This is a genomic window from Pseudoalteromonas ruthenica (genome assembly GCF_008808095.1).
In the GTDB taxonomy this organism is placed as follows: Bacteria; Pseudomonadota; Gammaproteobacteria; order Enterobacterales; family Alteromonadaceae; genus Pseudoalteromonas; species Pseudoalteromonas ruthenica.
On sequence record NZ_CP023396.1, the window covers coordinates 2,301,219 to 2,325,237 of the forward strand.

23 protein-coding genes are annotated in these 24,019 nt (G+C 43.2%); 2 read left to right on the forward strand and 21 right to left on the reverse strand.

Annotation, left to right across the window (positions count from 1 at the left end; genetic code table 11):
* Position 1: 1 nt before the first annotated feature.
* Genes PRUTH_RS10730 through PRUTH_RS10775 form a run of 11 tightly spaced genes read right to left on the reverse strand, consistent with a single transcriptional unit; the run spans position 2 to position 8,450 of the window.
* Positions 2-925 carry a type II secretion system minor pseudopilin gene (locus PRUTH_RS10730; RefSeq protein ID WP_045980370.1) on the reverse strand — a complete coding sequence of 308 codons (924 nt, stop codon included), beginning with the start codon at positions 923-925 and terminating at the stop codon, positions 2-4.
* Position 926: 1 nt separating this feature from the next.
* Positions 927-1,598 carry a prepilin-type N-terminal cleavage/methylation domain-containing protein gene (locus tag PRUTH_RS10735; protein WP_045980371.1) on the reverse strand — a complete coding sequence of 224 codons (672 nt, stop codon included), beginning with the start codon at positions 1,596-1,598 and terminating at the stop codon, positions 927-929.
* Positions 1,582-2,001 (reverse strand): prepilin-type N-terminal cleavage/methylation domain-containing protein, encoded by a 420-nt coding sequence (locus tag PRUTH_RS10740; RefSeq protein WP_045980372.1) that lies wholly within the window; start codon positions 1,999-2,001, stop codon positions 1,582-1,584. Before PRUTH_RS10740 ends, PRUTH_RS10735 begins: the two co-directional genes overlap by 17 nt.
* Complete coding sequence (locus tag PRUTH_RS10745) at positions 1,988-2,386, reverse strand: pilus assembly FimT family protein (RefSeq protein ID WP_045980373.1); 399 nt, start codon at positions 2,384-2,386, stop codon at positions 1,988-1,990. The genes PRUTH_RS10740 and PRUTH_RS10745 overlap by 14 nt, the downstream gene beginning before the upstream one ends.
* A complete protein-coding gene (locus PRUTH_RS10750) occupies positions 2,373-3,584 on the reverse strand; it encodes a type II secretion system F family protein (protein WP_045980374.1) in 1,212 nt (403 codons plus the stop codon). The genes PRUTH_RS10745 and PRUTH_RS10750 overlap by 14 nt, the downstream gene beginning before the upstream one ends.
* The gene (locus PRUTH_RS10755; protein ID WP_045980375.1) at positions 3,584-5,239 is read right to left on the reverse strand and encodes a GspE/PulE family protein; all 1,656 of its coding nucleotides are present in this window, start codon (positions 5,237-5,239) and stop codon (positions 3,584-3,586) included. The genes PRUTH_RS10750 and PRUTH_RS10755 overlap by 1 nt, the downstream gene beginning before the upstream one ends.
* Before the next feature lie 9 nt (positions 5,240-5,248).
* Positions 5,249-5,656, reverse strand: coding sequence for a type II secretion system major pseudopilin GspG (gspG, locus tag PRUTH_RS10760; protein ID WP_045980376.1), 408 nt, complete (start codon positions 5,654-5,656; stop codon positions 5,249-5,251).
* 17 nt (positions 5,657-5,673) lie between these two features.
* Positions 5,674-6,336 (reverse strand): formyltransferase family protein, encoded by a 663-nt coding sequence (locus PRUTH_RS10765; RefSeq protein WP_151173249.1) that lies wholly within the window; start codon positions 6,334-6,336, stop codon positions 5,674-5,676.
* A gap of 6 nt (positions 6,337-6,342) precedes the next feature.
* On the reverse strand, positions 6,343-6,678 hold the full coding sequence (locus PRUTH_RS10770) for a hypothetical protein (protein ID WP_151173250.1): 336 nt from the start codon (positions 6,676-6,678) through the stop codon (positions 6,343-6,345).
* Positions 6,678-7,271, reverse strand: a complete 594-nt coding sequence (locus PRUTH_RS19210) for a sugar transferase (protein ID WP_045980378.1) — start codon at positions 7,269-7,271, stop codon at positions 6,678-6,680. Before PRUTH_RS19210 ends, PRUTH_RS10770 begins: the two co-directional genes overlap by 1 nt.
* 3 nt (positions 7,272-7,274) lie before the next feature.
* Complete coding sequence (locus tag PRUTH_RS10775; protein WP_179954345.1) at positions 7,275-8,450, reverse strand: DegT/DnrJ/EryC1/StrS family aminotransferase; 1,176 nt, start codon at positions 8,448-8,450, stop codon at positions 7,275-7,277.
* 219 nt (positions 8,451-8,669) lie between these two features.
* On the opposite strand from PRUTH_RS10775, the gene PRUTH_RS10780 reads away from it, so the two are divergent.
* Together PRUTH_RS10780 and PRUTH_RS10785 are read left to right on the forward strand one after the other, a co-directional pair.
* On the forward strand, positions 8,670-9,896 hold the full coding sequence (locus tag PRUTH_RS10780) for a lipopolysaccharide biosynthesis protein (protein ID WP_151173251.1): 1,227 nt from the start codon (positions 8,670-8,672) through the stop codon (positions 9,894-9,896).
* Entirely contained in the window at positions 9,896-11,245 is a 1,350-nt protein-coding gene (locus tag PRUTH_RS10785) for a hypothetical protein (protein ID WP_045980381.1), read from the forward strand. The genes PRUTH_RS10780 and PRUTH_RS10785 overlap by 1 nt, the downstream gene beginning before the upstream one ends.
* Positions 11,246-11,288: 43 nt before the next feature.
* On the opposite strand, the gene PRUTH_RS10790 is transcribed toward PRUTH_RS10785, so the two are convergent.
* Genes PRUTH_RS10790 through PRUTH_RS10835 form a run of 10 tightly spaced genes read right to left on the reverse strand, consistent with a single transcriptional unit; the run spans position 11,289 to position 23,928 of the window.
* Positions 11,289-12,824: a hypothetical protein gene (locus PRUTH_RS10790; protein WP_151173252.1), complete on the reverse strand. Its 1,536-nt coding sequence runs from the start codon at positions 12,822-12,824 to the stop codon at positions 11,289-11,291.
* A 34-nt stretch (positions 12,825-12,858) separates the two neighbouring features.
* On the reverse strand, positions 12,859-13,923 hold the full coding sequence (locus PRUTH_RS10795) for a DegT/DnrJ/EryC1/StrS family aminotransferase (RefSeq protein WP_151173253.1): 1,065 nt from the start codon (positions 13,921-13,923) through the stop codon (positions 12,859-12,861).
* The gene (locus tag PRUTH_RS10800) at positions 13,924-14,505 is read right to left on the reverse strand and encodes an acyltransferase (protein WP_045980384.1); all 582 of its coding nucleotides are present in this window, start codon (positions 14,503-14,505) and stop codon (positions 13,924-13,926) included.
* On the reverse strand, positions 14,505-15,449 hold the full coding sequence (locus PRUTH_RS10805) for a Gfo/Idh/MocA family protein (protein ID WP_151173254.1): 945 nt from the start codon (positions 15,447-15,449) through the stop codon (positions 14,505-14,507). Before PRUTH_RS10805 ends, PRUTH_RS10800 begins: the two co-directional genes overlap by 1 nt.
* Before the next feature lie 3 nt (positions 15,450-15,452).
* On the reverse strand, positions 15,453-16,763 hold the full coding sequence (locus PRUTH_RS10810) for a nucleotide sugar dehydrogenase (RefSeq protein ID WP_045980386.1): 1,311 nt from the start codon (positions 16,761-16,763) through the stop codon (positions 15,453-15,455).
* Positions 16,756-17,838: a non-hydrolyzing UDP-N-acetylglucosamine 2-epimerase gene (gene wecB, locus PRUTH_RS10815; protein WP_151173255.1), complete on the reverse strand. Its 1,083-nt coding sequence runs from the start codon at positions 17,836-17,838 to the stop codon at positions 16,756-16,758. Before wecB ends, PRUTH_RS10810 begins: the two co-directional genes overlap by 8 nt.
* Positions 17,835-18,947, reverse strand: coding sequence for a glycosyltransferase family 4 protein (locus PRUTH_RS10820; protein WP_218939679.1), 1,113 nt, complete (start codon positions 18,945-18,947; stop codon positions 17,835-17,837). The genes wecB and PRUTH_RS10820 overlap by 4 nt, the downstream gene beginning before the upstream one ends.
* Positions 18,948-18,975: 28 nt before the next feature.
* The gene (locus PRUTH_RS10825; RefSeq protein ID WP_151173256.1) at positions 18,976-20,238 is read right to left on the reverse strand and encodes a hypothetical protein; all 1,263 of its coding nucleotides are present in this window, start codon (positions 20,236-20,238) and stop codon (positions 18,976-18,978) included.
* A gap of 10 nt (positions 20,239-20,248) precedes the next feature.
* On the reverse strand, positions 20,249-21,178 hold the full coding sequence (locus tag PRUTH_RS10830; RefSeq protein ID WP_151173257.1) for a Wzz/FepE/Etk N-terminal domain-containing protein: 930 nt from the start codon (positions 21,176-21,178) through the stop codon (positions 20,249-20,251).
* Entirely contained in the window at positions 21,178-23,928 is a 2,751-nt protein-coding gene (locus PRUTH_RS10835; RefSeq protein ID WP_151173258.1) for an SLBB domain-containing protein, read from the reverse strand. Before PRUTH_RS10835 ends, PRUTH_RS10830 begins: the two co-directional genes overlap by 1 nt.
* Positions 23,929-24,019 lie beyond the last annotated feature (91 nt).

Genomic DNA, 24,019 nt, shown 5'->3' on the forward strand with positions numbered 1-24,019 from the left:
ATTAATTTACTACCCAATGCCACGTGCTTATAGGGGGTTCGTTCTTATACTTGAAATTAGTGTCAAGTACAAGCTCCCGGGAGGCCGAAACCTTACCAACATGCGCCTCGACACGCAAGCGATACGCGCCTGAGAGAGTGTACCGTACGCCCAATGCGTTGGGGGATTCCAGTTGTTTTGCTATTTCTGTAGGTGCCATGCGTGAGCGCATATCCAATACTTTTTCAGCCGCACTTTGGTCTTGGTAAAAGGCTTCAACTAACACAGGGTCGGCCATGACTGGATAGAAATCAAAGTAATTATACGGCGTTAGATAAGGCGACACTTTATCAACTAACGCTTTATCCCAACCACAGATAAGTTGTAGCTCAGCTTTAGACATCAACATCGCATTGCGCGGTGGCACTTTGCTCATCGAAGTGTAACTGTATGACTCGCCGCCGTTTAGACGTTTTAAATCGTCCCAGTCGGTCCAATCTTGCAGACATTCAGAGGCACGCGTTGCGGTTTCTTCACTTTCCCCTAGCTGCATTAGCAACCTTTCGATAATGCTCGCTTTTGGGTTGTTGTAGGGGATCAACGAAGCGACATCTAAGACACTCGCTTGAACATTATCGCTAAGGGTAAAGGGAGCACCATAGTAATTAAATGTGGTTGTTTGCGCATCAAGCTCTTGCTGATTGGTGAATGAATTTAATGACTCAACACTGATATCTGCGCTACGAGCGGTGCCTTTTATAATGTCCATTTTTAACTGTGCCATCGCAGAGTCGGCCTTTAGTTCTGCCCGCATTCGATTTTGAATGCGCTCTAACAGCAGCTGGTTTTGCTTGGTCACCGTTAAATAATAAGCAGAAAACGCAGCGAGAGAGGCAACCACTAACAGTACAGAAAAAAGGGCAATCCCTGTTTGACGCTTGAGCATGTTAAATCCCCACCTGATGAAACTCGACGACCTGTCGCTTGTACTTTGGTAAGTTTCTAATGTGGGTTCGAAACACACTTTGGTATTGGGTCTCTTGGTAGGTGTATGAAACCTTTATCGCTCGCGGCAATAGGTGCTGCGCCTCTGCTTCAACGTATGATTCACTGATATCATCAAAGGTTATTATCGGCTTTGCCTCTATGGCAGTGATGGTAAAGTCACTGACAGGCTGCTGCAGAACTTCACTGCGGCATGAGCTTTGCTCGATCTGCTGAGAAATACTTAATATTAAATTTTGGGCTAAGTCACACTCAGTAATAACAAGCTCGTTTGGCTGCTGCTCGTTCATTGCCAGTGTAGTCACTACCTCATTGCCAAAGCCGAGTACAGAGTAATTCGAGGCGTAGCGAAGGGTATTGTTTTGCGTACTTAACAGCAGCATAGTCTCACCGCTGCCATCATCAACATAGTAATCCATCATGCTGGCTATGGAGTAGCGTAGCTTAAGTTGCGTCTTTAAGTTTGTTTGTGCACCACTTATCAGGGATTTAGTGCTGCCAAAATTTTTCAAATACAGACCAAAAGCTTGATAGCTCAACGTTAGCACCATAGCTAAGATGGTGACTGAGATAAGCATTTCAATTAATGTGAAGCCGTTATTGTTGCTGCGCATCTTTCAACCATAACAGGTGAGTAAATTTAAACGTTTGTGAGCTTACATCATCTTTGACGCATGAAAATTCAACATCAATCAGTTGATATGAATAGCGGCTGTTAATATACCCACCCGCGTCTATATCAAAGCGGCTTGGGGTGTATTGCTCTCGCTTTTCGCTGCTCCAATTACATTGCTTGCCTAGTAACTCTATGGTGCCGGAGCGTTGCTCGTCTTCCAGCGCAATAATAATTTCGTCACGTAGAGTCAATACACTTTCAAGCTCATTGATCCGCTTACTCGCTTTAATCTCGAAGTTAACGAAGTTGCTGTATATTAATTGTGTCAATGCTATCGCCATGGTGGCAATGGTTACCGCTACGAGCAACTCAACTAAGCTGAAGCCTTTAATATTGTTCACTGCACAGCTCCAAGCTCGTTAATGCTTGCTGCAAAAATTGCAAACGCTCACTTTCGATACACCCAGTAATTTCGCCACTGGGGCTGATAGTGAACTCTTCTTTGCGCTGCACCTGAGTATTTAACTCCAGTGTTCGGACTGTCTCGGAATTTTGCGCTAGCATCACGGTGTTGTTGTCAAAAGTGAGTGTTTGCGCTTGGTTTGTCCAAAAAGCGTAATCAACCGCCGCTCGCGCTAGGCTGAGAGTGGTTTTTTCATCGCTTTTTTGTCTAATTTTATCAAGCTGGTCAATTCCTAACGGCACAACAAACGACAGCGCTAAGCCAAGCAACGAAAAAACAATAAGCAGCTCTATTAAGGTAAATCCCAGATTAGAGCGTGACATCTTGAACACTCAAAATACTCAGCATCATAATAATTACAACGCCCCCGACTAAGACCCCCATGACTAAAATCAACATCGGCTCTAGAATCTTTAGCAAGCTATTGAGCTTTAAATTAAATTGCTCAATCTTTCGTGTTCTGACCTCATCAAAGGCACCGGCTAAGTCGCCCGTTTCTTCGCCAATCTCCAAATAGCCAATATCCATACTCTCGAGAACGTTAGCCTCTTCTATGGCATTAGAGAAACGCTCTCCGCCTTGGATGACTTTAGAGGCCATCTGCACTCGAGCTCGGTGAGATAAGCTACTTAACGTGTTCGAAGCCAGTTTCATTGCGCTGGTTAAGTTCAACCCACTACGTAAAGACACATACATTGCCGAAGTGAAGCGCGACTGCTCAGCCAAAGTGTGCAACCCTTTGATAAGCGGCGCTTTAAGCCATACTTTTAACAACCTAGAGCGGAACGCTTTGGCGAATGCCTGGCTTGAGGTAAACAGCATAGCGACAAGTGCTGCAATGACAGCAAGACTAATAAGTCCATATGAGGAATTAATCCAATTGCTGGCAACTAACAAGGCCTCGGTATACACAGGAAGCTCTTTACTGCCGTCAAGCATTGACGAAAGCTGCGGGACGACGACTTTCAAAATAAACGCCAAAGATGCAATACACACAAACACAATAACCATCGGATATGACATGGCTTGTTTTATTTGATTTTGCATTTGGTTTTTAAATTTCAGCTGTTCACTCAGGCCTTTCATGACCTCACCAATTGTGCCGGTGGCTTCACCTAACTCAACCAGTTTAATGTACAGCTCATCAAAGTGCTTAGGGTGCTTCTTTAGCGCACTCGAAAGGGCTGCACCGCCACGCACGGAAATTTGTAATGATTGTAAAAGCTCTTCAACTTGTTCATTGTCGGCGGATTTCATCAACAAGCCCAAGGCTTTATCTAGATTGACGCCGTTCCCCAGTAGCGAGGCTAAGTTTGTAGTTAACGTCTCAATGTCGGTGGATTTCACCTTGGGCGCGAACAAGCTGCTACTGGACTTTTTGCGTAAAGGCTTAATATCGGTAGGTGAGAAACCAATATCCGTGAGGGATTTATAAGCAAGCGCTTCTGACTCAGCCTGAATAATTTTCTGGTGTTTGTGCCCCTGCTTATCTAGATAAGTCGCCTTGAACTTTGTCGCCATTAGCCCGCAACCCTCATGACTTCTTCAATGGTGGTTTGCCCTTGCAGTACTTTTAATAGGCCATCTTGCTTAAGGCTACGATAGCCTTGCTTACGCATGAATTGCTCAGCACTGAGAGCGAAATTACTGTCTTTCGGCAATGACTTAATATGATCGACATTCGGCAGATACTCTAATATCGCTAAACGCCCTTGATATCCCGTTCCTTTACAGTGTTCGCAACCAACAGCACGGTTTATGGTTATATCTTCGATACCACATTGCTGCGCTAGTTTATCAAGCTCTAACTTTGCAATATGCTCTGTGGCATGAGGGTCAGGCTCTTTACAGTGCTCGCATAATTTACGAGTTAGTCGCTGCGCTAAAATGGCAACCACCGCCGAATTTAGCAAGAACTCATCAACACCTAAATCTATCAGTCGGACATATGCACTGGGTGCATCGTTGGTGTGCACGGTACTGAATACAAGGTGGCCGGTTAGCGCTGACTGCATGGCGATACGCGCCGTTTCACTGTCTCGAATTTCACCGACCATGATCACATCAGGGTCTTGACGAACAATACTACGAATACCCGCAGCGAAGTCGAACCCAATATCAGGTTTTACTTGAATTTGGTTAATCCCTTCGATTTCATACTCAACAGGATCCTCGAGAGTAATTATTTTCTCATGAATGTCGTTCAGTGAATCAAGGAATGAATACAGCGTCGTCGTCTTACCTGAACCGGTAGGCCCGGTCATGAGGATCACCCCTGAGGTGCGATCTAAGTCTTGTTGTATGTGCTCAACTAAGTCATGGTGAAAACCAAGATCATTTAAATCCAGTTTCAACGAACCTTTAACAAGGAAACGCATTACCACACTTTCACCGTTATTAAGCGGCAAGCAAGACACACGAATATCAATGTTCTTGTGTTTTAGCGCAATTTTACCGTCTTGTGGACGGCGCTTTTCAGCAATATCCATGTCAGCGAGTATTTTTAAGCGCGATACAACCGCCAAAACAAGGGAGGCTGGGATAGTATCAAGCTTGTGTAACAAGCCATCTACCCGGACTCTGACAATTCCGCCTTCTTTAGTTGGTTCTACGTGCATATCCGAGGCCCCCATATCAAGAGCCCGAGATATGAGTGAATTAACCAAGTTCACAACCGGGGTTTCTGATGCAAGCGCTCTGATTTTTTCTAGCTCTTCACTTGCTTCTTTAGCTTCGTTTTCGAGCCCTTCAACAATAGACACAACCCTTTGTAACAGAGTTTTGTCGGTCACTATGAGCGTGTACTGCACATCGGCTAAGCGCAAAAAGTTTTTCGCGGCATTGCACAGTGGTCGGTTAGTGACAATGTGAAGATTGTCGTCTTCCCTACTTAATGGGTACCAGTTTTTACCTTTAAGAAACGTCCATTCTATCTCTGAGTTATGTAATGCATCTTGCACTTTAAACTCATCTATAAAATCTATCGCATTCCCGTAATCAATAAGCTGAAGGTTAAAATGCTCAGCAATTGCGGCAATGACCTCCTCCTCACTCAAACCGGAAAAGCCAACTAATACCTCTTCAGCATTAGTTAGCTTATTGAATCCACTAGGGTATTCTGATTGGAAAGCAGGGTTTTGTGATACCGAGCTTACGATACTGCTTAAATCGCGCATAAACGTCACTTAGTAAATTATATCAGCGTCAATATCAGTGCCGCCTTCTTTACCATCACGGCCTAAAGAAGAAAGTTCGAACCCTTCACTGGTACGCTTATATTCATAAGGGTTATCCCAAGGGTCCATAGGCACATCTTTAGGCAAATAAGGACCATCCCAGCGTTTATCATCACTCACTCTTAGACCTTGCAGGCTTTCTGGGTACTGCCCCACATCGAGGCGATATGTATCTAACGCGGTGGCTAACAAATCCATTTGCGCTTCGGCAGTATTTACTTTTGAGGAATCTAATTTGCCAAACATAGCCGGGCCGACTAGTGATGCCAAAAGACCAATAATAACCATCACTATCAATAGCTCAACCAAAGAAAAGCCTTGCTGACGTTTGCTAACGCTGTTTTTAAATTTATTCATGTTAATTCACCACACTATTATTGTGCTTCGTTAGGTACCAGTTTAAATGTATGACCATGCAACTTGATATAAGGCTGATATTGACGAAAACTCACCGCCCTAACCCGTCGTTGGACTTCATCCGCATCCATTTGCGGAGTGATGATAAATAACTCTTCAAACTCTTTTCGGGTATACGGCTTTCGTGCCCATTGCTTGTTTGCAACCGCAAATTTGCCGTCTTTTACAAAGGTATCTATCACTTCTTGGAAAAGAGCTAGCTGCGCATCATATGCTCTCTTCAATATACTTTCAACATTGTCTGATGCATCTAAGTCGAACTCTTTGGTGGCGATAATTTCACCTGTATCAACTGCGGCTTTCATGTGATGACAGGTTACGCCGAAGGTTTTCTCGTTGTTATACAGAGCAAAATTATTACAACCAATACCTGGGTATTCTGGCGGTGCCGGGTGAAAATTGATGGCGGCTATGTTGGCCCTATCAAGCAAAGCTTGTGGCACTATCCAGCGTGAAAGGTAGGAAATAATAATATCTCCCCGCCATTGGGCTGCGCTGTGAGGTAATTTATCACCCCACTCGCCAAAATGATGTTCAACATCAAAGCCTTTATCATGTAGGTAACTCAGTGCCGAGCTACTTGCGTCGTCGCCTTTTTTGGCAAGGAATAGTACTTTCATAAACTGCTAGCTCGAGAAAAAGTATGTTTTTGCATCTGCAGGTAAGGGGTGTATCGAGTTAAAAACAAAGGGCTGCTCTAAAGTAGGTTTTAGGCTCTGTTGTAACTCACGCCACTGCTGTGACCAAATATTGATATGTAAACTAAGACGCAACGCAGCCTGTTGCGCGGGCTCATCCAGCTGGTGCCCAAGCTCCATAATAAGCGTATTGAGTTGCTGGTTATAAGAATACAGCGCATAAGCGAAAGCATAGGCCTTGTTATGCTGCAAATATTCGCGATATGCATGGTCGCAGCCATGTAGTAAAAAACGAATTCGTTGTTGAACCTGTTCTGCGTCCATTACTTATCATTACCCTCAAAAAACTTAGTTGTTGCTTGCCCTTCAGCCACAACACCCTCACTTTTAATGACCTTGCCTAAGGTTTGGTACATAATTTTGATATCCAATGCTAGGCTTTGGTTTTCAACGTACCACACATCATGTTCGAACTTATCCTGCCAAGACATATCATTTCGACCGTTTATTTGCGCCCACCCTGTTAGTCCAGGACGCACATTATGGCGCTTACTTTGCCTCTCGTTGTACAAGGGCAGGTATTGCATCAACAAAGGCCGTGGGCCAACAAAGCTCATATCTCCTTTTAAGATATTAAAAAGCTCAGGAAGTTCATCCAATGATGTGGCTCTTAGTTTTGCGCCAAATGGAGTCAACCGCTGCTCATCACTGAGTAACTCCCCATGCTCATCTTTACCGTCAGTCATGGAGCGAAACTTGAACATCTTGAATGGTTTGCCATGCAACCCTGGACGAACCTGAGAAAAAATAACTGGTCGACCAAGTTTCAACGCCACTAAAGCCGCCGTAATGAATAATATCGGCGCTAGCAGCAATATAAGCAGTGCGGAAAAAACGATATCAAAAACTCTTTTCACTCTTTACCCCATAGCCTCGGTTAACACCGACTTTAAAGCCGCCACTGTGGTTTCAATTTCCTGTGATGTGAGCGTGGGATGCACCAATAGCATTAAGCTTCGCTCTCCAAGTGCTTTCGTATTAGGTAATCGATGTGCCGGGGCGAGACCTGCATCGTCAAAGCACTTCTCCAAATATATCTCTGAACAACTGCCTTGATAACAAGGGACACCACGGGCATTTATTTCAGCAACGATACGGTCACGATGCCAATGCTGTGAGAGGCGCTCAGGTTTGATATAAAGATACAGTTTGTACTGAGCGTGAATTATATTCGCTGGATAGACTGGTACTTCAATTGTTTCTATACCTTGCAGAGCCTCACGGATCGTATCTGCATTGTCGTTGCGCTGCGCTGTCCATTGCGACATTTTCTTTAATTGGATGCGACCAATCGCAGCCTGCATTTCGGTCATACGATAATTGGTACCAAAGCTTTCATGGAGCCACCTGAATCCGGGTGGATGCTGACGATGATAGACCGCGTCGTAACTTTTCCCACGATCTTTAAAAGACCACATTCGGCTCCACAGCTGTTGCTCATTGGTAGTGACCATGCCCCCTTCACCGCCCGTGGTCATAATCTTATCTTGACAAAAAGACCAGCAACCAACGTCACCAATAGACCCGACCGAGCGGCCATTATATTTGGCACCATGTGCTTGCGCGCAGTCTTCTATTACAAAAAGCTTGTGTTGCGCTGCGATGGCCATAATCCGATCCATATCACAAGGCCACCCAGCAAGATGTACACAAATAATCGCTCTAGTTCGCTCAGTTATGAGCGAAGCGACAGAGTCGGGGTCAATATTACCGGAATCACTGAGTACATCAGCAAATATAGGGACACCACCGGCAGTAATGACTGATGTTGCAGTTGCAAGGAAGGTACGAGAGGGAACGATTACCTCGTCACCAGCTTGGATATCGATTCCGTGCAATGCCAATTCAAGCGCGTTGGTACCATTACTCACAGCGATGGCGAATTGACTGTCAGCGAAGTCCGCAAACTCCCTTTCAAATGAGCGACACTGATCTCCTGTCCAGTAATTCACTTTGTTACTCAACAGGACTTGTTTTGCCTTTTCAGCTTCCTCTTCTGAGTAAGAGGGCCAAGGACTAAAAGCAGTATTTAACATGTGCGGTTCTGTCTGTGGGAAGTCCCTATAGTTTACATCAAGCCCACACGCTTTTTAACCTAAAACTCGGTGTTAACTTCTAGCTTTGCTATGACTTCGCAGTTTTTTTAATACCACATTCAGCCCACCTTTGAGATTGCCGACATTAAAGCAACCAAGTAAACTACAGAGGCTCAAAAAAACTCCACTTTAAGATCGCGAAACAAGCAAAGGCTCTCAATGCTTTCACCTTTTATTAAACGAGTTCTAACGCTGCTATCAGGCAGTGTTTTAGCTCAGGTTATAACACTAGCACTCACTCCACTTTTGGCTCGCCTTTATTCTAAAGAAGCCTTTGGAGAATTAGGCATACTTATGAGCAGCAGCGCAGTTTTAGCGATTCTCTTCACAGGTAAGCTGGAGCTGTCCTTTTTCAATTTACGCTCTCAAGTCCAAAGACAGAGAATGAAGCTGGGAGTGGTGTTTATTGCTTTATTGATGGGCTTGCTGTTTTTGCCAATTTTTTTCATATTTAAAAGTGATATTGCCAATACCCTAAATATAAGTGTTGTTGCGGCGTTATTGATTCCTGTAGCGGCGCTGTTTCTAGCTTATTTTAACTTATTCACTAACTTTGCCATTTCAGTACAAGATTTTAGCTCGGCATCACGCGCAAAAGTTGCTCGAGCAATTACCCAAGGTGCGGCCCAATCTGCTGCCTTTTTTTTGCCTCTTGGGCTAATAATCGGTGAAGTGTTTGGGCGCATTTACGCGTGTGGATACCTCCTATATAAAACCAAGATAGAAAATATTGCATTTAGTAAACGCAAGGTTTTGGCGACCTTACGCAAGGGCAAACCTTTTGTTAAATACACAACCCCAGCGAGCCTTTTAAATACCTTTAGTATGCAAATGCCCACTATCTTTATTGGTATTAACTATGACGCAGCTAGTGCAGGGCTCTTCCTCATGACACAGCGAATTCTGGCTGCGCCAACAGCTCTCATAGGGCAAGCACTATCCCAAGTGTATAATAGCGAATTTGCACACAGCGATTTGAACACCGCAAAATGGCGACTATTTAGAGCAACTTTGGTCAAATCCTCGGCTTTATCTCTACTCTTTTTCTCGACCCTAGCTATAACAGCTCCATATTTAGTCACTACATTCCTCGGCGATAAGTGGCTTAGTGTCGCTGATTTTATCCTGTTGCTGACACCCATGTTTTTTTGCCAACTTTCTATTGGTGTTATTTCCAACACCCTTAATATGCTTGAAAAGAACAAAGTAATGATGTTTTGGGATGCATTTAGGGGCTCAGGTATCATTCTTTTCGCCATTGCCACCACGACCCAGCACTTCACTATCAGTACGTTTTTGCTAGGATACAGTGCAATAATGGTATTTAACTATTTAGTATTGCTTGCTCTCACCCTAACGCCCATGAAGGCCTTAAAGGATTTATAATGCGTCTTTCACTCTTGCTTACTTCATCTTTATTAATTTCAGCCTGTGGAGGCTCTGACCCAACAACAGAGCCACCTACCAAACCGGAGCCCCCGATAGAGCCAACCACCCTACACAGTGATAAGGTGCAGCAATTATGGCAAGAAAATATAACCGACTTAATTACATCGGAGCCGCTTTGGCAAAATGACTATGCATATGACACGGCCAATGTATTAATGCTACCCATGCATTACGCGTATCAACATAAAGAGCGTTTTAACGATGACCCTCGACATAACTTTGAACAATTCTTTGCCAATGTGGAAAGTGCTTTCTATCCACAGGATATTGAAAACCGAGTTATAAAAACTCAGTTTCTGTATTTCGTTAGTCAATATCTAAAACTACAAATTGAGTCATCACGCTGGTCAGAGAATGAGACTGTAAACCTACTGTTGCTAGAGCGAATAGAAAGCGCTTTAAATGAGCTATGGTATAACCTTGATGCGGTTCATTGGGACGCTTCTTTGCAGTTCACAGGCATTAAGCAACGACTAGAGTGGAAACTTAGCTCGCCCGCATATGATTACGCCTACTATGGCGCCATTATTGATGAAGAAATGTTTTCTTTGGCAATAATGAATGATTTAGCTTTCATTAAGAGCGCTTTAGGTCAGGAATATGGACCTGCAGACGAAATTAAAGCGGTGACAAGGCAAGTGATCACCACTCAAGGTAGCTTTGATGGCACTGCTTGGTTTTTTCAAAAGGGTCAATGGCATGATCACCGAGATTACGCTTACGCAGGTCACGCCACTCTAGGTTCAGCTTTAGAGCGCTCTGAAGTCAGCGATATAGCAATAGACTCCTCTCACTCTCACAGAATGCCTCTTTGGCTTAAATCATTTGCTGATGCGGCCGGTTCAAATAATGACAGTCTTTATGTAGATGCATTAGCAGGATTTAGGCACACATTTGAAACATTTGCGCTACAAACACGCGAGTCAGAGGGAGAGTTTCAACTACTGCAAACTAATTATTTGGATGGCAGAAATGGCTTGTACCGTTACTCATATTCGACTCTAGGTGATGACAACGGCTATGGCCCATTTGAGTTATCAGGAACCTTATTAGTTGGTTATTACGCATTTTCTGGCTCACAGAAGTATGCTCAGGGAATGCGACGTCTAGCAAACAGCTTCCCACTATCACATGCGTTAATAGAGACATACACTGGGCCAGCTTCGAGTCGCTATAGACACCCTAGCTTTCAATGGCCAGAGTATTTTAGCAATGGTTTTGCACAGACTTTCTCGTTTCTTGCATCATGTTATCAAAGAGATATAGAAAGTTGTGAGGGGGAGTAAGTAATAAGCTGTGGCGATTGATATCGCCACAGCCTAGTCGGGCTTAATAGTAGTCGCGTTGAGCCAATGCTAAATAGGCTGAGTTCGCACGAATCAACGATACAGCACCAATAAGCGAATTAGCCTCTCTATCCAAAAAGGCCTCATTAGTTTGTAGCCAATTCGTGGCATCAAAATCAAAAGCGTACTTTGCGTACAGCAAAGCTTCTACGTTATTAGCATAGTAGGGACCATAATTAACCACAGCTTCATCAAGCATGCTTTGAAACACGCTGCTAAAGCCTAAGTTCTGCTTAGTTTGCCACTCCAATTTGGCTACTAGCATCATGTCATAAGTATGGTACGTTTTTTTGAAGTTTGGATAGCTCGCAGAGGACTCTTTCATAACGTAAGGGATGAGCCCGCTAAAGTTCTCTATTTGTGCCAATAGCGACGGCGAGTTATCAGCTATTACCTGCTTGGCAAACGAATCTTGTGGTTGAGTTACCCGTTCCGCGTAAAGTAAGCCAATAACTGAGTTAGTCCAATGATTCCACACGCCTTCAGTCGTATGCTCAAAAGCATTGCTCAACTGCTCCAATTTGACTTGGAAGACATCATCATTAGTGTACTTACTAAGAAGATACAATGTTTCCACAATGATGCCGTTATCCATTCCTGTTGGCAAAGGCGCACTTTCTGTAAGAAACCTTCGTGCATACTGACCTTCCCCAGCTAAAACGCGATTAGCTAGATACAGGCCGTTTTTCCTTGCTAGCTCTAGATACTCCGCCTTGCCACTCATCACATAGGCTCGAATTAACGAGTTAATGAAATATGCATTACTATGCAAGTAAGCTAAGCGGATCTCGACTCCCTGAGAGTTTGCTTGGGCGACATAAAACTCTGGGTAATCAGGCAGAAACTCACCTGTTTGAATGGGTTTCTTTTGCTCAAACCCACCTGTGGTCAGGTAAACATTGTTGCCGTCAAATATGAAGTTAATTTCATGGAGTGAACTCGCTCCTACTAGCCACCCCTCAGGAACATCAACACCGTTGCTATGTGATGCAAATGTAGTGGTAAAACGATGTGAGTTAACATCGTTATCACTCACCAAATAACCATCCACTAGCAAGTGAGGCTCACTTTTAATGAAAGCAAGTTGCTGATCCAAATTATTCAAGTAGGCTTGCGTTTGCTGTGACAACTCTTTCGGTTGGTACGATGAACTAAGGGCAAACGTTATATTGCCTAATGTAATACTTTCTTCGAGCCTGACACCAGGCTTGCTTGGCGCTATAGCAGTAAATCGAACACTATCACCCATAGAATAGCTGGTGCTTTCACTAACAATATTATCGTTAAGCAAAATTGTGAAAGCACTGCCTGTTGGCGGAGATATGCTGACAGCTGAATCGAACTCAAAAGAAAAAGCTTGAGAGCTTATCGCAGTATCTGGAAGATCACTTATCAGGTCTACGTCAATAGTTACTTTTTGTGACGGAGGTTGGGGAGTTGTTTCATCACTCTTTTCGTTACTTCCACATCCAAATAAAAAACTTACGAATAATGAAACAATAAACAACTGCTTTGACATTAAAAATCCTTTTAAAATATTAAAAATCAAATAACTACAAATATCCATGCATGGGCAGACTAAACACCGACTGCGCCAATTTAGTGGCAACAGGAAAGTCTTTATCTTCATAGCCTAATTCAGCAAAAGCACTCTGCTGGTGCATGCAGGTACCGTAGTAAATCATAGTAGGGACACCTTGTGCTTTATAAGCTTGCATATCTGACTCTCGGTTATCACTCACTAACGTATACTGAGCCCAAGAGCTGAGGTAACCTGAGGGCACTTTAGGAGTTTTAAACTTACCGCTTAATTGCTCCTCATAGCGCTGTGCTGCTTTATTTCTGTTCTCTAACTCTTCAGGGAATGCTGCCAGCTTTTCCAGTAGTATGGCCGCTTGGATGGTATCTAACCGGCTATTCATTCCTATACGCACATTGTCATACTTGTCTTTTCCCTTACCATGAACACGGTAGGATCTTAACAACTCTGCGTATTCGTCACTATTTGTAAAAATAGCACCGCCATCGCCATAGCAACCTAAAGGTTTAGCAGGGAAAAAGCTTGTTGTAGCAATATCTCCAAAGCTACCAGCTCGGCGTGAGTTTATAGCGCCTCCAAATCCTTGAGCCGCATCCTCGATGAGTTTGAGCCCATACTTTTCAGCGATACGCTCTAACTCAGGGTAGTTTGCTGGCAGACCAAATAAGTCGACAGCTATAATTGCCTTGGGTGTATAAAGACCCTGTTCAATTACGCTTTTTATCTGCTTCTCAAGGTGGACGGGGCAGATATTGAATGTGTCCTCATCAGAGTCCACGAAAACAGGTGTTGCACCAGCGTATGATATAACTTCGGCGGTGGCGAAAAAGGTAAACGTTGGACAAAAAACAGCGTCATTCTCTTCGATCCCCAATGTCATCAAAGACAGTGTTAATGCGTCGGTTCCATTCGCACATGAAATCACATGTTTAACACCGACATAATCGGCCAGCTGTTGCTCTAACTCGCGTACTTCAGGACCCATGATGTACTGACCATGTTCGAGGACCGTTTTTATACGCGCATCAATTTTATTTTGTAAATGCTTATATTGTGCTTCAAGGTCAATAAAGTGCATTTATTCTTCCTTTATCGATAGGTTACCATTCACTAATGAATACAGCTCGTTAGTGTGTACACAACGAGCTTCTGCGCTTCCCTCAAGGGGTAAATCTAGCTGCTCACCATACTTACTGATCCAGCCAACTTGACGTGCAGGTACGCCAACCATCAAAGCGAAAGCTTTTACATCTTTGTTGACCACAGCACCTGCACCTACTAGCGCATATTCACCAATGGTTACACCGCACACAATGGTGCAGTTGGCTCCCAACGTGGCGCCTTTTCGGACAAACGTATCTCTGTACTCAGACTTTCGTTCAATGAATGAGCGAGGATTGTAAACATTCGTGAAAACCATACTCGGTCCACAAAACACATCATCCTCAAGAAAGACGTTGTCATAGACTGAAACATTGTTCTGTACTTTAACGTTATTACCAATCGTAACTTTGTTACCGACAAAAACATTTTGCCCTAGCGAGCAGCCTTTACCTATTTGAGCTTGCCCACATACATGAGCAAAGTGCCAAACTCTGGAGCCTTCTCCTATTTCGGCGCCCTCGTCGACTATTGCGCTTTCGTGAATCATAACCGTCATCAGAGCACCTTCGCTAGCAGAGCATGAGCGCGATCACCGGCATTTACTAGAGGCTGTTTACGAATTGCTTCGACTGTCTCTATGGCGACCCGATTTTCATCAACTCCAAAGCCTTGCCCTTTCAAGATATACTCATAGCTTTGTGTGTGAAGGTCCGTAAACCCGCCTGAGAACTCTAGTTCTTCATCACCTATGGTGATGCTACGGTAGGTGAGCTTTTCACCTTTTACGGCATTTTCAGGTAAGTTATTTGCATCAATGGATAAAAACCACCTCACACGTGCTTTTTCATACTCGAGGTAGCCACTTGCTGTTTTTTCATCACGGTAATGCACCTCATTACTCAGCAACTTACCAAATACAAAGTGCAACATGTCATAAAAATGTACGCCTATATTCGTTGCTACCCCGCCAGATTTATGGTCGAACCCTTTCCATGACTTCATGTACCACTTACCACGAGAAGTCATATAGGTAAGGTCAACATCAAAGATATGATCAGCGGGTGCGGCTGCGACTTTCTCTTTTAACGCTATAATCGCAGGGTGCAACCTTAACTGAAGTATTGAGTTAACTTGTGCACTGTATTTCTCCTCATACTCTTTCAAGATATCCATATCCGCAGAATTAAGTACTAAAGGCTTTTCACAGATAACGTCTATGCCATTTTTAAAAGCATACTTCATGTGCGGCGCGTGGAGGTAGTTAGGGCTACAAATAGCAATGTAATCAAGCTTTTTGCCCTGCATACTTTGATCTTCAACGAAAGCGGTAAAGTCCTCAAATTCAGTAAAGAACTCGGCCTCGGGAAAGTAGCTATCCATTATACCCACAGAGTCATTAGTATCCATGGCAACGACCAATTCGTTACCTGTTTCTTTGATAGCCTTGAGATGGCGAGGAGCAATGTATCCGGCAGCTCCGATTAGTGCGAATCTTTTCATGGTTTAGGCCTTTATAACTTTCTGCGAGGCACTTCTATATTTGCCACGGGTGTCAACGATTAAAGGAGCGTGTTCGAGGATAAGTTCGTAATCAAACTTGTCATGATCGGTTGCCAATACGACAGCATCAACCTCACTCAACGACTCAGCTGTGAGTTCTTCGGAGCGTAAATCAAAATCATGCTCTCGCATTCGTGGAAATTCATGAACATGAGGATCGCTGTATGATACATCGCACCCTTTTGCTCTTAGGAGCTCCATGATTTCCACGGAAGGAGACTCACGCATGTCATCAACATTCTTCTTATATGCGATCCCTAAGACCAGTACTTTGCTCCCCTTGAGCGCTTTACCAGAGTCATTTAGACCATCCATCAGTTTACTAACAACGTATTCTGGCATGGCCTGATTCACTTCACCAGAGAGCTCAATAAAGCGGGTATGTAAACCATACTCTCTGGCTTTCCAAGTCAGGTAGAATGGGTCTATAGGGATACAATGGCCGCCTAAACCTGGTCCTGGATAATAAGGAGTAAAGCCAAAAGGTTTTGTTGCTGCAGCGTCAACCACCTCAAAAATGTCTACTCCCATACGATCAGCGACTACTTTCATTTCATTGACCAAGCCAATATTCACTGCTCGGTGAATATTCTCGAGTAGCTTTGTCATTTCAGCCACTTTAGTGGAGCTAACAGGCACCACACTATCAATCGCAGGTGAGTACAGCGATATGCCGACTTCTGTGCATTCTTTGGTATGACCACCACAAATTTTTGGGATTGTATTAGTCTGAAAATCTGGGTTGCCTGGGTCTTCGCGCTCTGGTGAGTATATTAAGAAATAGTTGTCTCCCACTGTAAACCCACACTTTTCAATCCTAGGAAGCAACTCTTCCTCGGTAGTTCCAGGATAAGTGGTGCTCTCAAGAGACAACACCTGTCCCGATATAAGGTGTGGCAGTAATGAGTCCATCGTCGATGTGACGTAACTTAAATCTGGTTCTCGGTATTTATTAAGCGGAGTAGGAACACATAAAATAATGGCATCACACTTCGCAGCTTGAGCAAAGTCTGAAGTAGCGACAGCTCCGCTGGTGACCGCTGCTGCTATCGCATCTGAAGCGATGTGCTCTATGTAGCTTTTACCGGAGTTTATCTGCTCGACTTTATTGGGGTCTATATCGATACCGATCACATTAAAGCCTATGGAGCTATACCTCAAAAGTAGAGGTAAACCAACATAACCCAGACCAACAATACCTATTGTTGCTGAACGTGACTCAAAACGAGAGATTAATTGCTCTTTATTATTCATGGTTACCTGCTAAAAACTTTGCTATTTCCTTTGCGCTTGAGCCATTTCCATAAAGCTGGCCTTGATTGTCTATTCCTGCGCTATTGATAATCTGGGATGCCTTTTTGATCATTGCTTGAGTATCAGAGCCGACCAGAGTGTTTACACCTGCTTCAACAAGCTCAACCCACTCAGTCTCTTCACGTGCCGTAATGCACTCACGCCCTAAAAAATACGCTTCTTTTTGTAGGCCCCCACTGTCGGTTACAACAAAGCTACTTGCATTAATGAGCTTTAACATTTCGACGTAACCAACAGGAGCAATCAGATCAATATTGGTGCTGATATTATGCTCGGCTAATTTCTGCTTTGTTCTTGGGTGAATAGGCATAACAATTGGAATTTGCTGGTTTATTTCCTCTAACCCAGAAAATATGTTGCGCAGCTTCTCTTCACTATCAGTGTTTTCAGCTCGATGTATGGTAGCCAGTACAAACTTACTGTGTTTTGCCAAAGTGTCCTTTAAAACTTCATTATCAGAGGGTTTATCCTTGAAATGAAGCACAGCATCATACATGACATCACCGGTTTCAACGACTTGGGCCGGCTTTTGGGCATACCCCTCCAGCTCGAGATTTGCCATTGCCGTTTTAGTTGGACAAAACAGCACATCACTAATATTGTCAGTCAGTATCCGATTCACTTCTTCTGGCATTTTTTTGTTAAAACTTCTTAAGCCAGCTTCAACATGAGCAACTTTGACATGAAGTTTTACCGCAGCTAAAGCCCCTGCTAAGGTAGAATTTGTATCGCCATAAACAAGGACCCAATCTGGTTTTTCGCGTTGTATAACAGACTCTATTTCTGCCAACATTGTACCTGTCATCACGCCATGAGAACCAGAGTTGATATTCAAATTATAATCTGGTTTAGGTATCTCCATTTGCGTAAAGAAGATGTCACTCATATTCTCATCAAAGTGTTGTCCCGTATGAACGATGATCTCTTTAACACCAGGTATTTCTCTAAGAGCTTTAGAAACTACAGCGGCCTTAACAAACTGCGGCCGCGCCCCTATCACGGTAAGAACTTTCATTGTGAAACCTTTTCATAAAATGCTTTAAGCTTGGCAAACTCAGGTTGCCAACTGTACTTGCTCTCAACGGCTGCGACCCCGTTTTTTCCCATTTGTTTCGCTTTTTCAGGGTTGTCCACCAGAAACTGCATCGCGTCCGCTATTTGCTGGGGATCTGTTGGGTCAACACAAATACCACATTCATGTTTTTCAACAACATTACGCCACAGAGGGAAGTTTGACGCGATAACAGGCAAACCAGCAGACATATACTCAAACAATTTGTTAGGTTGAGCTTCGACATGATTCGGCTCTGGTAGGAAGGTAACCAGCCCTGCAATTGCCTTTTCCAAAAGGAGTTGAACACCTTTACGGTCTACAGAACCAAGAAATTCAATATTTCCAGCTCCGAGGGATTCATTTACCTGTCGCAGAGTTTCTTGCTCTTGACACTTACCTGCCACTTTCAGCGTGAGACTAGTATTAATCGACAAAGCCTGTGCCAGTTCAACAATTCCCCTAATTTTACTAAATGCACCTACGTAGGCAAAGTAACTTTCTCTCTCAACATTGCCTGAGCGCTGAAGCTCACCAAGAATAGGATAGTTGTTAATGTCTACCACATTGGTATTCATATTCTTAAACTTGTCGCGAATGACCGGGGTCGCGGCGATTATGCCATCTAGTTTTGGCACCTTATACTTCTCATAACTATCAGCAGCAAAAGAGAGAATTTTGGCTACTGGTTTTGATAAATAAGGCTTTGACAATAGTTGCTTAGGGAAATCTTCATGCGCATCAAAAATAACTTTTTTGCCATTGTTCTTCAGTAAGTTTGCTACTGTGAGTAACTCAGGGTCATGCATATGGTAAACGTCTGCATTGAGTTCAAGGCCTTTTACAGCTACTTCTTTTGGAATTTTAAGTATGCGGCTAAAACGAGATGAAGCTGTGCCAACATCAAAAATATTGACACCATCTTTGGTTTCATCTCCTTGGCCATCGGCAACAACCAAAGATACCTTATATCCGGCAGACTTTAAGCTCTCACACATTTTCAAATAAACGCGGGTATCTGAGCGGTTGTGAACGGATGTAAGGTGACAAATATGCATGTCATTTGTTTGCAAAATAAATTCTCTTTAAAGCTTCTTAGTATTAATGAAACGCGTTTCTTTTTATTAGCATCGTAATTAAGAGAAACGCTACTAGCCCGTGAGTGAGTATTACGGTAGTTAAATCTGCTGACAGTATTATTGTTATCATTAAAATGAAGGTGGCACTGAAAATGAATCGTTCACCACACCTTTCCCCCAAAGAGGAAAAGTAGGAAATAATAACACCAACTAGTAGTGAGTAAAATGCGACCCCCAATAATCCTGCATTAGCATATCCAGAACCGACCCAGCCAGTGTTTGCTGATAGTTCAGGGTCTGAAAAAATCTCTTGGCCCATCAAAAATGCTGCTGTCACTGGGTAGGGAGATTCGATTAACCCAAAGCTCAGGCGACTGTCAGCCCAGTAATAATGAAGGTTATTGCTAAAAAACTCGAGATAAAGCATGTTTAAGTGAGAAGGAATTAAAATAGCCCGGCGCGATATTAATGAGCCAAACCAACCTAATAATGGGCTGTCTAGCTCTTGCTTAAGAGTAAAGTCCAGAATCGATATTGCGACTAGGCTAATAGCGCCAACAGCTAATAACCGCGCGATCATTCTCTTGGGGATCGTATAAACAGCTAATATCAGTATTGGGTAAATAAGTGGCGATTTATGAGCCGTTAAGCCAAATACCATTATCGAACTTGCAACCCCTAAAGCCGCATACAAATACTGCTTCTGAATTACCGACATCACGATGACAAGAGGTATGAATATTTTCCCTACAATGGGGCTTAAATAAGCAAACACTGGATGCAAACTGCTGTTTGCTTCATCTCTAATCTCATACACTTTAGAAAGGTTAAAGTTTAGATAAGATAAACCACCCTGAGCAATAATCCCCAACAGATACAGCGCTATCATCAGCAGGAGCAACCTTGACAGTACAATGGTATTTATTTGGTGGGATACAATTACTTTGGGTCTAAACAGCTTTGATGCCAGTAACATCAGAAGACACGCCATCATGGTAGTCAAGTAAAAATCATATCCGCCACCTCCAAACGCAAATAGCACAAGCGATGGAATTAACAGCAGACAATAGACTAGCTGAAGATACGTATACTTTAAGCGGTTAGAGTAAGAGACAATATAGATTAAAACTATAGAAATAATGCTTACAAACACCTTAAGAAGGTCAAGCTCAGAATTAAACTTCATGTAATCAAAAAGCTTGCCTACAAATTCATAATGGCAGTAGCCTAATAGCAAGAAGTAGAGAATAGCTAAGACTAAGCTTTGATAAAGGGGCTTGGGCAAAACTTACCCCTTATTTCTTCGGTGAGTATCGAAATACAGAGGTCACAGCCCCTATAAAGCCACCCAAAAATAGCCCTAATAACAACAGCCCAAAGCGATTGGGATAAGCTGGCTCTTCTGGCGCAATAGGTGGGTCGATAACTCTAAGGGAGTACTCTTCTCGAGTATTCGCTAGCATCTTCTTTTGCTCTTGCTGCTGAATAAGCTCATAAAAAACGTTTTCTAAGTCTTTCAAACGAGTGTCCGCGATCACCTCATTGAGATAATCGATACTCTTCTGAGCTTCCTTAATATCCTTCTCACGCGTTCGGTCATTTAAAAAAGCGACGAGTTTTTTCAATGTTTCTTTGGCAAAGTATGGCGAGTAATGGGAAAAACTTACTTCCACTAAGCCTGAGTTTTGATCAAAATCTACTTTTAAATATTCATCCTTCATGAACTTGCGAAGCTCAATTAAGCTCGGTTCTTGTTTCTTTGGCGGCTCCACTTCCCGAACCCAAGCTTGCTTATCCGCGTCATATAGCTCCGAGTCATATAGAAAACTATCGGAGGCATAGTCCCATCCTGACACCGCGAATATAGGTACAGCTAATTGATGTTTATCTATGAATTGCATTTGAAAATCCCTACTTTTAAGGATTTCAACTGTTAAAGCGATATCTGTGCCTTGCGCACCTCCGAGGTTAACCCCAGCCAAAGATGCTAGTCCGCCAAACTTGTTCGCTAGGGAAGAGAGGTCCCCTCCCTCCCCCGTATCAGCTGCTGCAAGCAACATTGAAGATTTATACATGTTAGGGGTATTAATAGCTACGACCGCGAAGATAGCACCGAATAAAAATGCAGCTCCAACAACAATCAGCTTTCCTTTCCATATGCGAGACAGCAAATCAAGGAGATGTATTTCCTCTGGCTCGTAAGTCTTATTCACACTTTCTGACATTACAAGCTCCCTACTGCTGCTACCGCAACACCTAACTGATAAACGATCTGAGTTACTTGTGTCCACAGCGTCAAGTTATCTTTGTAAGCGCTATCTAAAGGCACCACGATGGTATCGCCTGCAGCTATTTGTTCTTCAGCTCCACCTTTCGAGAACCAAGACTTTTGCTCAGGTACTACCACCTGACCGTTGGCCTTAATTACATAAACTTTTTCCATAGCAGCTTTGTCTTTATAACCACCGCTGAGGTTGATGTATTCATCTATTCCATACCCCGGCTTAAAGAGGTGAGAAGTAGCCACGTAGACTTCACCAATCACATTCACAGATTGACGCTCTGTTGGAACATATAAGGTGTCCATATTCTCAAGGACGAGACGAGTATCCCCGCTCATCACTTCATCTAAATCGATTATCAGACGGCCAACAGCTTCTGTTTCTGATAGTTGTTGGATTAGATCATTTAGCCCCTCGCTACCAGTAGAGAGTATGCTATCACTTGTATTTAGGTTATTAGTAATCACCTCGCGGCGAAGGGCCTCAGATAAGTCCTGAAGATACTTTTGCTCTTGCTCTTTGAGTGATTCTCGAGTAAACACTGCGGCATTAGGTTGCGCATATTCTGTAAATCCGCCCGCTCTCTCAATGACACTCTTAAGAGTTTCCCCGCGCTTTATAGTGTATTTACCCGGTAGTAAAACCTCTCCGACTAGTTCTACAACTTGGTTTTCTTGCCAATTCGGCGCTTTGAAAATGTTAATGTAATCTCGTCCCTGAAGCTCATAGTCTGAAGCTTTAGACGACAATGCGCTTTTCAGCGAAAAGGTTACGTTTTCAACATTGACTTTGCCTGCGGTTTGAATTCTTGTGATCTCGGCTTGCTCAAGGTACGTCCCCTCTAGTAACCCCCCAGCTGCCTTTACAACATCTTTTACTGTGGCGCTCTCAGAGATAGGGTATAAACCTGGGTACTTCACACTGCCCGAGATTTCGACGATGCTTGCAGGTTGTCCTTGACCGCCCTGTGTAGCTAGCTTGTCTAAAATAGGAGAAAGCAGCTTAGAACGGCTGAACACAGTCAGCTCATTTTCTATAAATTCCTTTGCTTCATCGACAGAATTGAATTCATTTACGTCTTCTTGCAACGAGCTTAAATAGATAGGATATTTGTTGGTTACAAATACTTCTAAATCTTGTTTTGATAGTTTTTTAGAAGTGACTTCTAGCTCTTCGCCAAAAGTCGCCTGTTCTTTCTTAGCAGTGTATTGTTCAAACTTGTATTGCTTATACTCATCCCAACGCAGTCGATTCTGTAAATTCTTGAGTTCTTGTTTTGTTAACGCCTTTTTACGTAATTGTGCAAGTTCTTGCTGCTTCAACTCAAAGCTACTAAATATAACAACTTGATCATGGGGTTTCAGTTCGTGATTCTGCTCGTCACTATCTAATATATTGATAGGTGAGAACTGCTTAATAACGACATTGCCATTATCTTGAGAACGCACAACCAAACCATAATTCAGGTCAGCATTGGGAAGAAGACTAATATTAGGGTCTCCTAGCAAGTCTGATAATCTGATTCCCTCATACCATTGATATTGACCGGGTCTTGAGGATGCACCGATGAGATAGATAGAATTTGACGCTTTATCTGTTTTCTCAGGGACAAAAACCTGATCTCCATCAGCTAGTTCAAATTTCCCTAAGTTTTTTCTGGCTACATTTTTAATCACCTTTGAACCAGAACCACTAGAACTATGTATGCGTATTGAGTCAGTATAGGCTTGGTGAGAGAAGCCACCAGCATAAGCAATTGCATCAGCCAAGGTTTCACCCGAGCTAAGCTCATATATCGCCTCTCTTTTGATACTCCCTTCAACGTTTACAAGCTTCTTAACCGTTGGTACTAAAACCACGTCGCCTGTACGTAAAGTGATATCGTCTGCATTCGAGCCTTCAACCAATAAGTCATACAAGTCAAACTCAGCGACTAATTCGCCGTTACGTTTTACCGATACTTCTCTGTAGGAGCCAACTTCACTGATGCCGCCAGCAAAACTAATTGCTGTACTAATTGTCGATAACGGAGGCAAAACGTAGGGACCGGGTTTTACAACTTCACCGGAGATATATACCTTGATGGGTTGTAACTGAGATATTGAAACAAGAGACTTAACACCGATAAGCTGGGTTTCAACCTGCTGTGCCACCAACTCTTTAACTTCAGCTAACGATAACCCGATTACGTTAATCGGCTCTAAGCTAGGAACAACCACTGAACCATTGTTGTCAACAACGACGGAGTGTTGCTCATTCTGTTTACCAAAAAGCGTAATAGAGAGCTCATCACCTATAGAGATAAGGTAATCGTTAGGAGAAGATTGTACGGTGGCCGTTGTAATATTAGAAATATCCGGCTGAAAGAACTCTTCTCCAAATCGCTTAAGTTCTAACTCTTCCGGTTTGTAATAATCGTCTTCAGGGAAGAGGCTGGTTTCCGATTCTTGCTCTGTCTGTTTTTGGTGAGGCGTATAATCGAATTCTTTGGTGCCTTGATCTTTGTTTTGCCCAGGAGAAAGTATGGTGTCTATATCAACACCGTACTTTTTTGCTAGTGCTTCTTGCTGAGACTTTGGCAGCTTTTTAAACATCTCCAATTGAGACTGACTGATCTGAGGCGCTGCCTGAGAAACATTAAAAGAACTCAGAACGAGGAAAACTACAAAAAAGCTACTTAACAATCGATACACATTACTCTCCCATCATGTGTGGCGCAAAACCGGCAAAGGATTGTATCTAAAGTTATGTAATTTTGAAAACCTTAATTGTTACCTAAGGTAG

What these genes read in the sequence shown, in the direction of transcription:
- PRUTH_RS10745 (WP_045980373.1), bottom strand. Translation starts at nt 2,386, where the DNA reads ATGTCACGCTCTAATCTGGGATTTACCTTAATAGAGCTGCTTATTGTT.
- PRUTH_RS10830 (WP_151173257.1), bottom strand. Translation starts at nt 21,178, where the DNA reads ATGTCAGAAAGTGTGAATAAGACTTACGAGCCAGAGGAAATACATCTC.
- PRUTH_RS10755 (WP_045980375.1), bottom strand. Translation starts at nt 5,239, where the DNA reads ATGCGCGATTTAAGCAGTATCGTAAGCTCGGTATCACAAAACCCTGCT.
- PRUTH_RS10785 (WP_045980381.1), top strand. Translation starts at nt 9,896, where the DNA reads ATGCGTCTTTCACTCTTGCTTACTTCATCTTTATTAATTTCAGCCTGT.
- PRUTH_RS10770 (WP_151173250.1), bottom strand. Translation starts at nt 6,678, where the DNA reads ATGGACGCAGAACAGGTTCAACAACGAATTCGTTTTTTACTACATGGC.
- PRUTH_RS10765 (WP_151173249.1), bottom strand. Translation starts at nt 6,336, where the DNA reads ATGAAAGTACTATTCCTTGCCAAAAAAGGCGACGACGCAAGTAGCTCG.
- PRUTH_RS10790 (WP_151173252.1), bottom strand. Translation starts at nt 12,824, where the DNA reads ATGTCAAAGCAGTTGTTTATTGTTTCATTATTCGTAAGTTTTTTATTT.
- gspG (WP_045980376.1), bottom strand. Translation starts at nt 5,656, where the DNA reads ATGAATAAATTTAAAAACAGCGTTAGCAAACGTCAGCAAGGCTTTTCT.
- PRUTH_RS10775 (WP_179954345.1), bottom strand. Translation starts at nt 8,450, where the DNA reads ATGTTAAATACTGCTTTTAGTCCTTGGCCCTCTTACTCAGAAGAGGAA.
- PRUTH_RS10730 (WP_045980370.1), bottom strand. Translation starts at nt 925, where the DNA reads ATGCTCAAGCGTCAAACAGGGATTGCCCTTTTTTCTGTACTGTTAGTG.
- PRUTH_RS10810 (WP_045980386.1), bottom strand. Translation starts at nt 16,763, where the DNA reads ATGAATAATAAAGAGCAATTAATCTCTCGTTTTGAGTCACGTTCAGCA.
- PRUTH_RS10805 (WP_151173254.1), bottom strand. Translation starts at nt 15,449, where the DNA reads ATGAAAAGATTCGCACTAATCGGAGCTGCCGGATACATTGCTCCTCGC.
- wecB (WP_151173255.1), bottom strand. Translation starts at nt 17,838, where the DNA reads ATGAAAGTTCTTACCGTGATAGGGGCGCGGCCGCAGTTTGTTAAGGCC.
- PRUTH_RS10780 (WP_151173251.1), top strand. Translation starts at nt 8,670, where the DNA reads ATGCTTTCACCTTTTATTAAACGAGTTCTAACGCTGCTATCAGGCAGT.
- PRUTH_RS10750 (WP_045980374.1), bottom strand. Translation starts at nt 3,584, where the DNA reads ATGGCGACAAAGTTCAAGGCGACTTATCTAGATAAGCAGGGGCACAAA.
- PRUTH_RS10735 (WP_045980371.1), bottom strand. Translation starts at nt 1,598, where the DNA reads ATGCGCAGCAACAATAACGGCTTCACATTAATTGAAATGCTTATCTCA.
- PRUTH_RS10800 (WP_045980384.1), bottom strand. Translation starts at nt 14,505, where the DNA reads ATGACGGTTATGATTCACGAAAGCGCAATAGTCGACGAGGGCGCCGAA.
- PRUTH_RS10795 (WP_151173253.1), bottom strand. Translation starts at nt 13,923, where the DNA reads ATGCACTTTATTGACCTTGAAGCACAATATAAGCATTTACAAAATAAA.